This is a genomic window from Microbulbifer discodermiae, assembly GCF_040742695.1.
Taxonomy (GTDB): Bacteria; Pseudomonadota; Gammaproteobacteria; order Pseudomonadales; family Cellvibrionaceae; genus Microbulbifer.
The window spans coordinates 1-14,843 of the sequence record NZ_JBFLAB010000023.1 but is presented as its reverse complement, the minus strand read 5'-3'; the positions used below and the strand labels follow the sequence as shown (position 1 = coordinate 14,843).

At 57.7% G+C, this 14,843-nt stretch carries 13 protein-coding genes and 1 tRNA gene; 10 read left to right on the top strand and 4 right to left on the bottom strand.

Features of this window, described 5'->3' with window-relative positions; genetic code table 11:
• Window positions 1-250: 250 nt before the first annotated feature.
• Window positions 251-1,813, top strand: coding sequence for a S41 family peptidase (locus AB1S50_RS10115; protein WP_367150511.1), 1,563 nt, complete (start codon window positions 251-253; stop codon window positions 1,811-1,813).
• 4 nt (window positions 1,814-1,817) lie between these two features.
• The gene (locus AB1S50_RS10110; RefSeq protein ID WP_367150510.1) at window positions 1,818-2,228 is read left to right on the top strand and encodes a hypothetical protein; all 411 of its coding nucleotides are present in this window, start codon (window positions 1,818-1,820) and stop codon (window positions 2,226-2,228) included.
• 30 nt (window positions 2,229-2,258) lie between these two features.
• Here AB1S50_RS10110 and yhbY read toward each other — a convergent pair whose 3' ends face one another.
• Window positions 2,259-2,561 carry a ribosome assembly RNA-binding protein YhbY gene (yhbY, locus tag AB1S50_RS10105; RefSeq protein ID WP_367150509.1) on the bottom strand — a complete coding sequence of 101 codons (303 nt, stop codon included), beginning with the start codon at window positions 2,559-2,561 and terminating at the stop codon, window positions 2,259-2,261.
• 36 nt (window positions 2,562-2,597) lie between these two features.
• Between yhbY and rlmE the strand changes: the two genes are divergently transcribed.
• From rlmE to AB1S50_RS10070, 7 genes are all read left to right on the top strand, one after another.
• The gene (gene rlmE, locus AB1S50_RS10100) at window positions 2,598-3,221 is read left to right on the top strand and encodes a 23S rRNA (uridine(2552)-2'-O)-methyltransferase RlmE (protein WP_367150508.1); all 624 of its coding nucleotides are present in this window, start codon (window positions 2,598-2,600) and stop codon (window positions 3,219-3,221) included.
• A 161-nt stretch (window positions 3,222-3,382) separates the two neighbouring features.
• Window positions 3,383-5,308, top strand: a complete 1,926-nt coding sequence (gene ftsH, locus AB1S50_RS10095; protein WP_367150507.1) for an ATP-dependent zinc metalloprotease FtsH — start codon at window positions 3,383-3,385, stop codon at window positions 5,306-5,308.
• 86 nt (window positions 5,309-5,394) lie between these two features.
• Window positions 5,395-6,228 (top strand): dihydropteroate synthase, encoded by an 834-nt coding sequence (folP, locus tag AB1S50_RS10090; protein ID WP_455363746.1) that lies wholly within the window; start codon window positions 5,395-5,397, stop codon window positions 6,226-6,228.
• 23 nt (window positions 6,229-6,251) lie between these two features.
• Complete coding sequence (gene glmM, locus AB1S50_RS10085; protein WP_367150504.1) at window positions 6,252-7,604, top strand: phosphoglucosamine mutase; 1,353 nt, start codon at window positions 6,252-6,254, stop codon at window positions 7,602-7,604.
• Between the two features lie 78 nt (window positions 7,605-7,682).
• A complete protein-coding gene (tpiA, locus tag AB1S50_RS10080) occupies window positions 7,683-8,411 on the top strand; it encodes a triose-phosphate isomerase (RefSeq protein WP_367150503.1) in 729 nt (242 codons plus the stop codon).
• 72 nt (window positions 8,412-8,483) lie between these two features.
• Window positions 8,484-8,930: a preprotein translocase subunit SecG gene (gene secG, locus AB1S50_RS10075; RefSeq protein WP_367150502.1), complete on the top strand. Its 447-nt coding sequence runs from the start codon at window positions 8,484-8,486 to the stop codon at window positions 8,928-8,930.
• A 10-nt stretch (window positions 8,931-8,940) separates the two neighbouring features.
• Window positions 8,941-9,026, top strand: a tRNA-Leu gene (locus AB1S50_RS10070).
• 80 nt (window positions 9,027-9,106) lie between these two features.
• Here the strand turns inward: AB1S50_RS10070 and AB1S50_RS10065 are convergent.
• Window positions 9,107-10,030, bottom strand: coding sequence for a hypothetical protein (locus tag AB1S50_RS10065; protein ID WP_367150501.1), 924 nt, complete (start codon window positions 10,028-10,030; stop codon window positions 9,107-9,109).
• Between the two features lie 1,113 nt (window positions 10,031-11,143).
• On the opposite strand from AB1S50_RS10065, the gene rmuC reads away from it, so the two are divergent.
• Complete coding sequence (gene rmuC / locus AB1S50_RS10060) at window positions 11,144-12,982, top strand: DNA recombination protein RmuC (RefSeq protein ID WP_367150500.1); 1,839 nt, start codon at window positions 11,144-11,146, stop codon at window positions 12,980-12,982.
• Between the two features lie 320 nt (window positions 12,983-13,302).
• Here rmuC and AB1S50_RS10055 read toward each other — a convergent pair whose 3' ends face one another.
• Both AB1S50_RS10055 and AB1S50_RS10050 read right to left on the bottom strand, forming a co-directional pair.
• Complete coding sequence (locus AB1S50_RS10055; protein WP_367150499.1) at window positions 13,303-13,614, bottom strand: hypothetical protein; 312 nt, start codon at window positions 13,612-13,614, stop codon at window positions 13,303-13,305.
• Window positions 13,615-13,628: 14 nt separating this feature from the next.
• A partial coding sequence (locus AB1S50_RS10050) for an RHS repeat-associated core domain-containing protein (RefSeq protein WP_367150498.1) occupies window positions 13,629-14,843 on the bottom strand: 1,215 nt, incomplete at its 5' end.

Genomic DNA, 14,843 nt, shown 5'->3' with positions numbered 1-14,843 from the left:
GCCACTGACATACAGGCACTGCCGTATTTTCACAACGGATTGCAATGGCGACAGCCAGCTGATCATCAGCCCATTCGGGCAGGCGTTGTTTTGCCTGCTCGGGTACATACCTTATGGGCGGGGAGCCGTTAATATCATTTGCGCCGCCTTGCCGCGGTGCGTTGTTAAACCGGTGACTTTTTAGCCGTTGTGGGATGCGCTGACGGTTTTGCTACCCTTGGCGCCGCGAATAATAAAAAAGGAACCTCCAGTGCATACAGATATTTCTTCCTGGTTGAAATTTATTCAGCTTTCGTCCATGGCTGTCCTTGTCAGTGCGTGTGGTGGCGGTGGCGGTAGTGATGACGCACTGGAGGAAGGGGCAAATGTATTCCTGCCGTCTGAAACTTTTGTGGACCGCTGTGAGTTTCCCCGCAGTGGCGTAGATCCGGCCACCGGCCGGGCCTATGAAGACGTCGCCGGCACTGAACTGGATGAGAAAAACTGGCTGCGCTCCTGGAGTAACGAACTCTACCTCTGGTACGACGAGATTCAGGATCGCGATCCGGAAAATTATGAACTGCTGGAATACTTCGATCTGCTGGTGACCAATGAGCGCACAGATAGCGGTGCGCGCAAGGACAATTTCCACTTCTACATCGCCACCGAGGACTGGGTTTCGCAATCCCAGTCCGGGGTCTCGGTGGGCTATGGCGTGCAGTGGTCGGTCATCGAAAGCCGGCCGCCACGCGAGGTGGTCGTGGCCTACGCGGATACGGAGGGCGCTACCGGTTTGCCGCCCAGGGGGGCCAGGTTATTGGCGGTGGACGGGATCGATGTGGAGTCCGCCGATGACGAGGTTAGTATCGATACTCTGAACCAGGGCCTATTCCCATCCACCGAGGGCGAACAGCATGAATTTACCCTGCAGTACCTGGACAACAGCGTAGAGACGGTTGTGTTGACTGCCTCCGCTATTGCCGCTGACCCGGTGCAGAGCGTCAAGGTGGTGGAGGGTGATATGGGGCGCCGGGTGGGCTATATGCTGTTCAACGACCATATCGCGCCCGCCGAGCGGGAACTGAAAGAGGCCGTGGAGGTGCTGGCGGCACAGAACATCGACGAACTGGTACTGGACCTGCGCTACAACGGCGGCGGTTTCCTGGCCATCGCCAGCCAGTTGGCCTATATGATCGCCGGCAGTGTGCCCACCGCCGGCCAGACTTTCGAGCAGATGCGCTTCAACGACAAGTACGAGGGCGTCAACCCGGTTACCGGAAGAGCACTGGAGCCCATGCCGTTTTTTGATACCACCCTGGGCCTGAGCAGCCTCACCGAGGGGGCGCAACTGCCGGTGCTGAACCTGTCCCGGGTATTTGTGCTGACCGGTGCCACCACCTGCTCCGCCAGCGAATCCATCATCAATGGCCTGCGCGGCGTGGATGTCGAGGTGGTGCAGATCGGCGGCCAGACCTGCGGCAAGCCCTATGGTTTCTATCCCACCGACAATTGCGGCATCACCTACTTTACGATCCAGTTTCAGGGGGTGAACGCCAAGGGCTTTGGCGACTATTCTGACGGTTTTGTACCGGCCGGTGCCGGCTCGGCGGGGGTGCCTGGCTGCGAGGTGGCCGATGACTTTACGCGGGCCCTGGGGGACCCGCTGGAATCCCGTTTCGCGACCGCTCTGAACTATATGGCGTCCGGGGCTTGCGAAGTCCAGGGGGGCGCGGCCACGGCGCTGTTCGAGGCACCGGAAGGTGCCGGCCTGTCGTCGGCCGAGGGACAGGTGTTCAAATCCGCCTGGCTGGAAAATCGGATTATCGGCAGGTGAAGCTATGCGACTGATACAAACCCCTTCGCCGGCGGGGGTACTGCTGGCACTGTTGGCAGTATTGGTGGGCTGCGGTTCCCAGTCGGCCCGCAGCGGCGAGTCGCCAGCCCTGCTGGCGCAGAGTACCGCGGAGAACCGTACCGAGTTGCAGCGGGTGCTGAGCAGTGCGCTCAACGGTGCGCCGGTGCTCGTAGCGGAGGATGCGTTTACCCGTGAGAGCATCCTGGTGATACAGCGTTCACCGCCCCAGGAATTCCCTCAGGGACCGCTGCAGGGGCGGGATATGGGGCACCCGGAGCGTTTCCGCCTGATGATGGACGACGGGGGTTGTTGGCTGAAGCGGCTGGCGGACGGCAGCCGCTGGAAGCTGGAAGGCGTCGACTGTGTACCCGAGCCACAGCGGGACGCCCCCTGAGGGCGCCGCTGGCAGGCTTAGGGGCCGGGATCAGCGCAACAGATTGGACAGACGTGCGTTGGGCTTGCGCGCTGGGCGGTAGACCAGGGCAATCTTGCCAATCTCCTGTACCAGTTCCGCATCGCTTTTGTGGCACAGTTCTTCCACCACCTGATGGCGCAGTGCGCGGTCGGCGACCACCAGCTTTACCTTGATCAGCTCGTGGTCCTCCAGGGCCCGGTCCAGCTCTTCCAGCACCCCCTCTGACAACCCCTTGCCCGCCACGGTCACCACGGGTTTCAGGTTGTGACCCCGGGCGCGCAGGGACTTTTTGCGGTCGGCGGTTAAAGGCATACAATACTCCGTCCTTTGTGATGGCGTTGTATTGTAATGGGCCGATCCAAAAGCAGCCATCGCTGGCTGCGCGAACATTTCAATGACCCCTATGTCAAACGGTCGCAACAGCAGGGCTATCGCTCCCGTGCCAGCTATAAGCTGCAGGAGCTGCAGCAGAAAGACCGCCTCATCCGGCCGGGTATGACTGTTGTGGATCTGGGCGCTGCCCCCGGGGGCTGGTCCCAGGTTGCAATGGAACTGGTGGGTCACAAGGGGCGTGTGCTGGCTTCGGATATCCTGTCCATGGACCCGCTGGCGGGGGTGGAATTTGTACAGGGGGATTTTACCGAGGCCTCTGTGCTCGATGCCCTGCTCGAACGGTTGGGAGAGGACAGGGCAGACCTTGTGATTTCCGATATGGCCCCCAATATGAGTGGGGTGCGCCAAGTGGATCAGCCCGCCTCCATGTATCTGGTCGAACTGGCCCTGGACCTGGCGCGACAGGTGCTGAAGCCCGGCGGCGGCTTTGTGGCCAAGGTGTTTCAGGGCGAGGGCTTCGACGAACTGATCCGCGAACTGCGCGGGGGGTTCAGCAGCGTGGTGACCCGCAAGCCGGGTGCGTCCAGGCCCCGCTCACGGGAAGTCTACGTTGTAGCGCGGGGCTTCAAGGAACAGTGATCGACCATTTCTACTGCAATGGTCATTTCCGCTCGGTGGCCCCGGTGTGGTATAAGCGTTGCCTATCCCGGCGGGCGGGATTGAAAGGGCGCGGACCTATACTGGACAGAGCGGCGAATTGATTTAAACGCTAATGCGAGAGGACATTCCCTTTGAATGACATGGCAAAAAATCTTGTACTGTGGCTGATCATCGCGGCTGTTTTGCTGATGGTGTTTCAGAACTTCAAGCCGCAGTCACGGGATGAGGCACTCAGCTACTCGGACTTTGTGCAGGACGTGCAGTCCGGCCAGGTGAAGAGTGTGGTAGTGGACGGCCTGGTCATCACCGGGGAAAAGGCCGATGGCAGCCGCTTCAAGACCATCCAGCCGCAGATCATCGACGATGAACTGACCAACGAACTGGTGCGCGGCAAGGTGCAGTTTGTGGGCCGCGAGCCGGAGTCCCCCAGCATCTGGCAGCAGTTGCTGGTGGCGAGCTTTCCCATCCTGATTATCATCGCCGTGTTCATGTTTTTCATGCGCCAGATGCAGGGCGGTGCCGGAGGGCGTTCCGGCCCCATGGCGTTTGGCAAGAGCAAGGCGCGGCTGCTGGGCGAAGACCAGATCAAGACCACTTTCGCCGATGTGGCGGGTGTGGATGAAGCCAAGGAAGAGGTGCAGGAACTGGTGGAGTTTTTGCGCGATCCGTCCAAGTTTCAGCGCCTGGGAGGCAACATTCCCCGCGGCGTGCTGATGTGCGGCCCTCCCGGTACCGGCAAGACACTACTGGCCAAGGCCATCGCCGGCGAGGCCAAGGTACCCTTCTTCTCGATTTCCGGTTCCGACTTCGTGGAAATGTTTGTCGGCGTGGGTGCCTCGCGTGTCCGGGACATGTTTGAACAGGCCAAAAAGCAGGCGCCGTGCATCATTTTTATCGATGAGATCGACGCAGTGGGCCGCCACCGCGGTGCCGGCATCGGCGGTGGTCACGACGAACGCGAGCAGACACTCAACCAGTTGCTGGTGGAAATGGACGGGTTCGAGGGCAATGAAGGCGTTATCGTCATCGCCGCCACCAACCGCCCGGATGTGCTGGATCACGCGCTCCTGCGTCCCGGCCGCTTCGACCGCCAGGTATTTGTCGGCCTGCCGGATATTCGCGGCCGCGAACAGATTCTCAAAGTGCATATGCGCAAGGTGCCGGTGGACGAGAAAGTCTCCGCACAGACTATTGCCCGCGGTACCCCCGGCTTCTCCGGTGCGGACCTGGCCAACCTGGTCAACGAGGCCGCGCTCTTCGCCGCCCGTGCCAACCGGCGCGTGGTGACCATGGAAGAATTGGAGCGCGCCCGCGACAAGATCATGATGGGTGCGGAACGCAAGTCCATGGTGATGAGCGAAAAGGAAAAAACCAACACCGCCTATCACGAGGCCGGGCACGCTATTATTGGCCGGCTGGTGCCAGAGCACGACCCGGTGCACAAGGTCACCATTATCCCCCGTGGTCGGGCCCTGGGCGTCACCCAGTTCCTGCCGGAAGAGGATCAGTACAGTATGTCCAAGCGCGGCATAGAGTCGCGGCTCTGCTCCCTGTTCGGCGGCCGGATCGCCGAGGAAATGACACTGGGGGCCGACGGGGTGACCACCGGCGCCTCCAACGACATAGAACGCGCCACTGAACTGGCGCGCAACATGGTGACCAAGTGGGGCCTGTCGGAGAAGCTGGGTCCCCTGCATTACGGCGAAGATGAGGCCGGGCAGCCAGGTGCCGGCAATCCTATTTCCGGTAAGACCTCCAACGAGATAGATGCTGAGGTGCGCCGGATCATCGACGACTGCTATGGGCGCGCGCAAAAAATGCTGGAGGACAACCGGGATATTCTCGAAGCCATGAAGGATGCGCTGATCGAATACGAAACCCTGGATGCGGATCAGGTGGATGACCTGATGGCGCGCCGTAAGGTGCGTCCGCCGCGGGACTGGCACGATGGTGACTTCGGTTCCGGCGGCAGCGGTTCCGCCGACGATGCCGACAAAAACCACTCTTCGGCGGATACTGATATAGATGACAGCAAGCCGGTAGGCGGACCCCTGAGCGGCCACTAAATGCCCGGGGGCGGGAAAAACCAGGGTTCGCCCTGGTTTTTTCGTTGTTGTTGGACTGGTTTTTCTGAAGGGCCATAGGATTGTTTTTGAACTGCGGCAAGCGCACCCTGGATCTTAGCCAGGCACAGGTCATGGGGGTGCTCAATACCACTCCGGACTCTTTTTCCGATGGTGGCAGTTACTATCGCGAAGGCGCGCTGAATTTGGGGCTGGCTTTGGCCCGTGCCGAGCAGATGGTTGGTGAAGGTGCGGCGATTATCGATATCGGCGGCGAATCCACGCGGCCCGGCGCCGCTCCGGTGGGGGAGCAGCAAGAGTTGGAGCGGGTGGTGCCGCTGGTGGAGGCCATCGTTGCACAACTGGACGTGGTGGTGTCGGTGGATACCAGTACCCCGGCGGTGATAACCGCAGCGGCGGCAGCGGGGGCCGGAATGATCAACGATGTTCGTGCCCTGGAGCGCCCCGGAGCACTAACAGCGGCGGCAGCCACGGGGCTGCCCGTCTGCCTGATGCATATGCAGGGACAGCCGCAGACGATGCAGCGGGCACCCCACTACGATGATGTGGTGGGAGAAGTGCGCGCTTACTTGCACCAACGTATGCAGGCCTGTGCGGCCGCGGGTATAGCACGGCAGCGGATACTGCTGGATCCCGGTTTCGGGTTCGGCAAAACCGACGCGCACAACCTGGCCCTGTTGCGTGAATTACAAAGCCTGGCGCCGGCCGGTGTGCCACTGTTGGCGGGGCTGTCGCGCAAATCCATGATTGGCCGCCTGCTGCAGCGCGAGGTCGATCAGAGGCTGCCCGGCAGCCTGGCGCTGGCACTGCTGGCGGCCCAGCGCGGTGCGCGCATTCTGCGCGTGCACGACGTGGCCGCGACGGCGGATGTGCTCAGGTGTTTGGCCCTGGTGGAGGGTTAATAGAAACAATGAGAAGTATTTAAATGGCGAGAAAATATTTTGGCACCGATGGCATACGCGGGCGCGTTGGTGAGGGCGTCATAACCCCGGACTTCATGTTGCGGCTGGGCTACGCCGCCGGAACGGTTCTGGGGAGTATGCCCGGGCGCGCCGGCGCCGGTCGCCGCAGTATTCTGATCGGTAAGGATACCCGGGTATCCGGATATATGTTCGAGGCAGCTCTGGAAGCTGGCCTGATTAACGCCGGTGTCGATGTGGGACTGCTCGGCCCAATGCCGACTCCCGCCATTGCCTACCTCACGCGCACCTTCCATGCCCAGGCGGGGATCGTCATCAGTGCCTCGCACAACCCCTACTGCGACAACGGCATCAAGTTTTTCAGCGCCGACGGCAGCAAGTTGCCGGACAAGATCGAGCGCGACATTGAGGCCGCGCTGGAAATACCAATGACCACCGCCAAGAACCTGGGCAAGGCCTGGCGCATCGACGATGCCGCCGCGCGCTACATCGAATTCTGCAAGGCTTCCACCCCTTGGGGCTTCTCCCTCGACGGCAAGCGCATAGTCTTGGATTGTGCCAACGGCGCCACCTACCATATCGCCCCTAAAGTTTTCCGGGAACTGGGCGCGGAGGTGACAGCCATCGGTGCCAGCCCCGACGGCCTCAACATCAACCTGGAGTGCGGCTCCACCAAGCCCGACCGCTTGCGGGAGGAAGTCCTCAAGCAGGGGGCGGACCTGGGGATCGCTTTTGACGGCGACGGCGACCGGGTGCTGTTCGTGGACGGCAGTGGAGCACTGGTGGATGGCGACCAGTTGCTGTTTATCGTCGCGCTTCACAGGCAGCAGTATCTCAGCGGCTGTGATGGCGTTGTCGGTACATTGATGAGCAATTACGGCTTTGAGCTGGCCCTGCGGGAGCGCGGCATCCCCTTCGAGCGCGCCCGGGTGGGCGACCGCTATGTACTGGAGAAAATGCAGGCTAAAGGCTGGACCCTGGGGGGCGAATCCTCCGGGCACATCATCTGTGCCGATGCCACCACCACCGGCGACGGCATAGTGTCGGCGCTGCAGGTACTGCGCGCCCTGAGCGACTTTGGCGAGTCTCTGCAGCAGCTCACCGCACGCGTGAGCATGATGCCCCAGCACATGATCAACGTGCGCCTGGCGCATCGGGACGGGGTGCTGGATCATGCGGATGTCCGCACCGAGGTCGACGCAGCAGAGGCGCAATTGGGAGAGCGGGGCCGCGTGTTGCTGCGCCCCTCGGGCACCGAGCCCCTGATCCGGGTGATGGTCGAAGGTGTCGAGACCGCCGAAGTCCAGCAGCTGGCAGCGCGGATCGCGGCCGTTGTGGAGCGCGTAGGCAACAGCTAAAGGCCGCGGCTGGCGTCAGTTTTAGGTTGTATGTTGGCGGCAATATCGCTAAGATTTGCGCCCCTTGAAGGAGCACACATGCGTACACCGCTGGTCGTAGCCAACTGGAAGATGAACGGCAGCCGCGAGTTTGTGGAGCAGTTTTTCGCCGCTTTCAAATTGGCGGCTGGGACTGCCCAGGTGGCCATCTGTCCGCCCTTTCCCTACCTGCCGGCAGCCGCTGGGCTGAGCGGGCAGCAAGGGGGCATCGCCCTCGGGGCGCAAAACCTGAGCGAGCGGGACCAGGGGGCGTTTACGGGTGAAGTCGCGGGCGCTATGCTCCGCGATATCGGCGTCCACTATGTGATCGTCGGTCACTCCGAGCGCCGCAGCCTGTTTGGCGAGACCAGCGACCTGGTGGCACAGAAGTTTATCGCCGCGCAGAGGGCCGACCTGATTCCCATTCTGTGTGTGGGCGAGACACTGGAGCAGCGGGACAGCGGCAACACTTTCGATGTGATTCGCCAACAGCTGCAGGCGGTGGCCGGACTGACGGATGCATCCTTGGACCGAGCAGTGGTTGCTTACGAACCGGTATGGGCCATAGGTACAGGTGTGACCGCAACGCCCCAGCAGGCCCAGGAAGTGCACAGCTTCATTCGCGATAGCCTGGGTTCCGCCGGGCAGAATGTGCAAGTCCTGTACGGCGGCAGTGTCAAGAGCGACAATGCGGAAGCTTTGTTTGCCCAGGATGATATTGATGGGGCACTGGTGGGGGGAGCCTCACTGGACCCGGAAGAGTTTGCGAAAATTTGCCGGGCTGCTTAGCGGTATCGCTTAAGGCATTTAGAGAAATTACTGAAAACGGGCGCTCGAGCCCAAACAGCAGGTTTCCTGAGAATGGAAAAATTGGTTTTAATAGTACATGTGCTCACGGCGCTCAGCATTATCGGCCTGATTCTGCTGCAGCAGGGCAAGGGTGCTGAAGCGGGGGCCTCTTTCGGCGCCGGCGCTTCACAGACAGTGTTTGGCAGCCAGGGCAGTGGCAACTTCTTTTCCCACCTCACGGCGATTATGGCCACTGTGTTTTTTGTCACCAGCCTGGGGTTGGCGCTGCTGGCACGACAGGGTGCGGAAGCGGACATAGATGCCGATATGCCGCAGATTCCCGCCGTGGTTGAGCAGCCGGGTGAAGCTCCTGCAGTGGATAGCGATGTGCCACAACTGGAGGAAGAGGCCGGGTCAGCCGACGATGTGCCCACCCTGGACGACAGCCAGCCGGAGCCGCAAGCCGGTGAAGCCGAGCAGGCACCGGATTCAGCCACTGAACAGGATGATCCGCAGTAAACAAATTTTTGCCCAGGTGGTGGAATTGGTAGACACGCTATCTTGAGGGGGTAGTGAGCTATGCTCGTGCGGGTTCAAGTCCCGCCCTGGGCACCACATAAAAGTCTTCGAAAGTCTGAAGTAACCCGGAAAGCCCCGCATTGCGGGGCTTTTTCGTTTTGTTGCTGAAGATGTAATTAAAAGCGAATCGCGAGACCCCATGTGTAGTCTGGGTCTTTCAGTGGTTCAAATTTGGCGCCATTCTCAACAAAATGTTTAGTGAAATTGGTTGACCTCTCAAGTCGTAGTGGTGCCACCTTGGCTCCTTGAGGGCATAGGTCGGTAGTGTTAACTCGCTGGAGTAGAATCCGCCCAGAGAAGTTATGTGCTTTTAGTTGTTTGATGATCTTTTGCATGTATCCCCAGATATATTTGGGCAGCCAAGAGCACTCAAACAGCGGCGCTTGATCATGTAAGTAGGGAACCGCAGGATGTGTAAGGTATAAATCGCACTCTCGAATTATCAAGTCAATGCAGCTGCCAGAAGTCCGAATGTTGTAGTAATAGGCTAAGAGAAAGCGCCAGTCTTCTACATTCCCCCTCTGCAAGTTTTTATACCCGTCAAATTTTATTTGGCTGGTAATGCTTGTGTCGAGATAGGTCAGGCAGTCGATTAGTTGCGCAGTGGAGGCGACCTTTACTTCGGGAAGGTTTGTTTCGAAATAATTGAGAAGCAGGAAGCTCTCTTCGAGGGTTAACTTATCTAGTGACGTGGTCGAAATAGTATGTGCGATAGCGCCCGGTTCTAGAGGTCCCAAACTGTTACTTACCTGATCACTATGGTTCCCACTCAGTAAACACTTTAGCTTTTCTTTAATTCTTACGCTTTGATCATCGTCTGCGTGAGGTAGAGAGTTGAAAGCTTCGATAGGGAGCAATTGTTCTTTTGCGAGGCGAATCAATTGGTGCCAGCTGCGGCAGAAGTGGCGGTATGCCAGCATCTCTCTCGCGTCGTGAAGTTGAAGCCCACACATTTTCGACAAATAACGCGCGTGCCAAAGGAGTTGGTCCTCAGAAACCGAATAGGGAGATGCGCAGGTAAAAGGGGAAGTCGAGCTCATAATAGCGTCCTTCGGGAATAGTTAACTCCGCAGCCCACTTTAAATACGAAGCCATCCGGAAAGATGCTTTTGAGAATTTGTTAATTAGGTTGCGCTCAACAGGGTTTGGATGTGAGCTTCCAGGCCTGCGCTAGCCTGCGAAAGATTTTTTCGTACTAGCCACATGTTGTCAAGCATCCGGTGATAAAAAACTCAGGACCGCAGGGGGACAGCCTTGATCAACACATGAGCAGTTGTTTTGGTTGAATTTTAGTCAGTAGGGCGGCTTGGTCGCTATTTAATGGTGTGTGTTCGACCGGAGTGTCACGCTTGTAAGTAAATATATTGGGTGGTTGTAAGGATTTGCGGTGAGGCTAGGTAAGGTGAGATGGGTTGCTTTTTGCTCGGTTGCTCGAGAGTTGCTTATTTTGTCGCACCAACAATAGAGTATTATCAATACTGAGTGTTTATTTATTGAGCAATGGGATGTGTGTCATTTGAACCAGTTATGCAAGTCTGCTGCGGGGTATCTTTGAGGGTATCGTTTCCAGGGCTTGGTAGGGATGCTCATAAATCAACGAGTTAGAGTCTATTTCAGGTCCCGCCCTGGCACCATCTTCAAAAAGAAAAACACGCGGGGAGAAAGCCGTACAGGCGATTCCCGAGGCGCTTTTAAAACACCCCCAAGGGCAACCTCGGGGGTGTTTTACATTTGGCGCTTCGGATAATGCTATCTTTCGCGCCACTGAGTACAGGCTCGTGTGCCTGTGCTGGCCTGTCCCGAAAAAACCACCGCGACAACACTCTGTTTCAACCGCTCCTTCCGTTAGAATCCTATTCAGCTTCCGACCCTGCATCCCAGTGATTTAGCCTTTGATACACCCAAATAGTCACACTCTGAGGCAAAGCCCGGGCGACTGGAGGTGGCATGGCAGGATGTCGCCAGCTGACAAAATCCGGTGTTTGCTCTGTAAATAGCTGTGGCGCCGCATATTTGCACGGGATTTTAGGGTCGAAAGCCCAATTGGCGATCGTCTGACGGCCGCGCTGACAGGCCCAGGGCCGCCACACTGAGGTGTGGCTGAAGTATTTTTCAACGGCTGAGCCCCGGCCAGCCCGGTCACAGGAGTGAGTATGCAAACTTTCCAATGGACAGCGGAATTTGTCGCCATCGCTGTAACGGCTGGCCTGGTTCTGGTCGCCCTGGGCTTTGTACTGGCGATGGCGGTACAAAGTCGTAAAACCGCCCGGCTCCATATGCGTCTGGAGCAGGCGGACAGCCGGGACCAGCAAACACAGGCAGAATTCAAGCAACTCAACGCCGCACTGCACGAAAAAGAAGTGATTGGGAGCCGTCTACAGGCAGAGCTGGCCAGCGCCCAGGCGGGAGAGCGACGCCTGGACAGCGAGCTGAGCCGGCACAGGGATGAATTTGCTGCATTGTGTACTAGCTTGGACGAAGCGCGCCAGCAGCACCACTCCGCTGAAAAACAGCTGGAATCCGCCCACACTGAGCTGCGGGCCCGGACCGCACAGGTACGGGAGCTTCGTGAACGTATGTCCCTCACCGATGAGGAATTGAAGCGGGAGCGCAACCTGGTGAGTGCCGTGAAAGAGAGCCTTGCCCAGGAGGGTAAAAAGTCCGAATCGCTGGCGGGCCGGCTGGAGGAGTCCCGGCAGCAGTTCGCTGAACAGGGAGAGCGTCTGGCTGCCGAGAAGCAACGACAGGAGGATCTCCAGCGACTGCACCAGGAGCTGGTCAAGGCCCATGCACAGCTGCAAACCGAACAGGGCGAGAGGGAGGCCAGCCACGCCCGGGAAGTAGCCAATTTCGAGCGACAAAAGGAAAGCCTGGCGGAGCAGTTCAAGGTACTTTCCAACGAGATCCTGGAGGCCAAATCAAAATCCCTGCAGGAGAGCAGCAAACTCAGCCTCGCCTCGGTGATGAACCCCTTCCAGCAGTCGATCGACGGATTTAAAAAGGAAGTGCAGGAGATCCATCATCGGGAAACCACACAGCAGGGGGAACTGAGGAAAGAGCTGGAATCGCTGAAGGAGTTGAACCACAAAATCACTGCGGAGGCCCACCAACTGTCCACTGCACTTCGCGGCCAGAAAAAGCTGCAGGGCAATTGGGGGGAGTTGGTGCTGGAAAATGTCCTCGACCGCTCCGGCCTGCAGCAGGGCAAGGACTATCAGCGGGAGGTAAGCATCGCCACCGAAGAGGGGCGCCAACGCCCCGATGCTGTGGTCTACCTGCCACAGGATAAACATCTGATCATCGATGCCAAAGTCTCCCTGAATGCCTATACCCGCTATGTCAATGCCGAGGATGAATTGCAGCGGACACAGGCCTTGAAGGAGCATGTGCAGGCGGTCGGCAGTCGCATCAAAGAACTGGCAGACAGGGACTATTACAAACTGCCCGGCCTTAACTCACCGGAAATGGTCTTTATGTTCATTCCCATTGAGTCCGCTTTTGTCGAGGCGTTGAAAGCCGATGAAACCCTGTTTCAGCAGGCCATTGAGAACAATGTACTGGTGGCGACACCAACCACCCTGCTTACCAGCCTTAATATCGTGCGCCAGCTGTGGCGCTACGAGGATCAGAACAAACATACTGCCGCTCTGGCCAATAAAGCCGAGGCGGTGTTTAAAAAGCTGAATACGTTTCTGGGGAGCTTTGAGAAAATCAAGAAGGGTCTGGATACCGCCGCCGAGGCTTATACCAAAGCAGAAAACCAGCTGGTCAGTGGCAAGGGAAACCTGGTTAAACAAGTGGGTGAGTTCAAAAATCTGGCCCCGGCTATCAAGGCTGAATTTCCCCGTTATTTTTCCGAAAAGGCGGCTCTGGAAATCGACTTTATTGCCGCTGATGACGGAGAAGGCGCCGCTAATGCAGGGGCATTGACTGAAAGCACTGGTTTGGCGCCTTCTCTGGCAGGCGCCGACCTGGATGAAGTGGAAAAATAGTAGTAGTCCGTTTTCTTGTCCCGAAAATTTAAAACCTGTTTGTATGGAAGCTGGTTGTATATCCCCCTCAGTTCAAGATTGGGTTTATCTCCAACAATCCACCGGTCTATGATCTGCTGCCCCAGGCAAAAGACAAACTTGAGCGATTTGAACGGGAAGGTGTGGGGAGGTACCCGCGGCCCCAATAGCGCTGCCGGCGCCTATGGGGGAATACAGCTGCCTATTTGGTGCTTGTTGAAGCATTATAGTTTGGCATTTCAGCGCTTTCGCGGGCCTTTACAGAGCGGGCGGCACAAACTTGTGCCGCATTGCCCGTCAACTTATTCAATTACAGCGTTATTGGCAGTCTGAGGCCCCTCGCAAATATAGAATTTGGCCCAGTCTGGAAAATCGCCATAAAAAACGAAGAAATCATCTATATAGCGCAGCCCAAGGGAGCCCAGCCGCCTGGATAGCTCGTCAGACGCCTCAGCACCAAAGTGAGGACCAAAGGAAATCAGTTCCTCATTTTCTCCCAGTGATTCATCTGTCTCCATAACGTCAAATAGTATAGTGGGTGTCACTTCATATTTTTCTAAGGCAGACTTCCTGATGATTATTCCGTATTCTTTTGAAATACTGATTTTTTCCACAGGGGATTCCTGCATCAATTTGATGGCGAAATAATAAAGGTGTTGTGTATAGGCGCGTTACTGGCTGGCTGTATTATCTGGTACCAGCCGGGCTTTCCTGTCAGTTGCAAGACGGACTGTGGTACCGCAAAGCTAATCTGATTGCCTCCTGTCCCGATGGGTTTGGGAGCACCTTGCCGGGTCACATAGACCCTGCCATTTGCTCCAACTCCCAAAGGTACACTCGCCCCCCCGGTTTGCAACCACAATGGTATTTCTGATGAGTTTGCCCACCTGGTTACATTGATATACCTGGGTGGCAATGGACCAAATGCTGCGCCCGGACCTCTTGGAAAGGTGAAGTTTGCAGCTCCAGGTCCACAGAATCCCGCGCTCTGGGCGTTATGCAGGAACTGTCCTAACTCAAGTAGGTTTTGCCGGGAATAATTTGTAGGCTGTCCCTGTCCGGAGGGGGATGCCAGAGGGTATCGAAACGCGGGGTCAATTTGTCTGATTTGGTTAATCAGAGACGTTGCCTGTGCATTGCGGGCGGACTGTAAATTTGAGCTAACATTGGAAAAACCATTGCCAGCCCTTTTACTCAGCCCATCCGGATCGAAATAAACCACCGGACTGTTTCCGGTGTAAACGTAAGTATTGGGCCCATCATCCAGTCCAATCGGATCACTCTGGAGGTAGCGCCCGGTACTTGGGTCGTAATCCCTGAAGTAGTTATAGTAGTGCGGTGCCTCCTCTCCCTGGATCTGCCCCGAAAAACGCAGGTTGACCGTGGTCGGATTGGTATCGTTGTCCGGGTCGGTATCCGGTGCCGTGCGCCCAAAGGCATCGCTGTCCCAGCGCCAGACAATGGCTTCGCTGCTGTTGGTACCAATGCGCGGGGTATTGAGGTGATCAGTGTGCAGATAGGTCAGAGTGGTGCCCTGTACCTGGCCATTGTTGTAAGTGACCTCGATCTGTGCGACCGGCATGGTGTCCAGGTAGATATAGTCAATCCGGCTCTGGATGTCGGTGCCGTTGGTGGCGATTTGGGTTTCACCGAGATATTCGCCGCTGAGGTTATAGTGCAGCAACGCGTCCTGGGCCTTGTCGGTGCGTACCCGCTGGCCGATGGCGTTGTAGTAGTAGGTACCTTTGAGTGTGCCGCCTTCGGTATAGGTTTTGAGGCGGTTGGCGTGGTTGTAGCTGTACTGCTGCTGTCCTCCGTCGACGCTGATGGTGTTGCCAGCGGC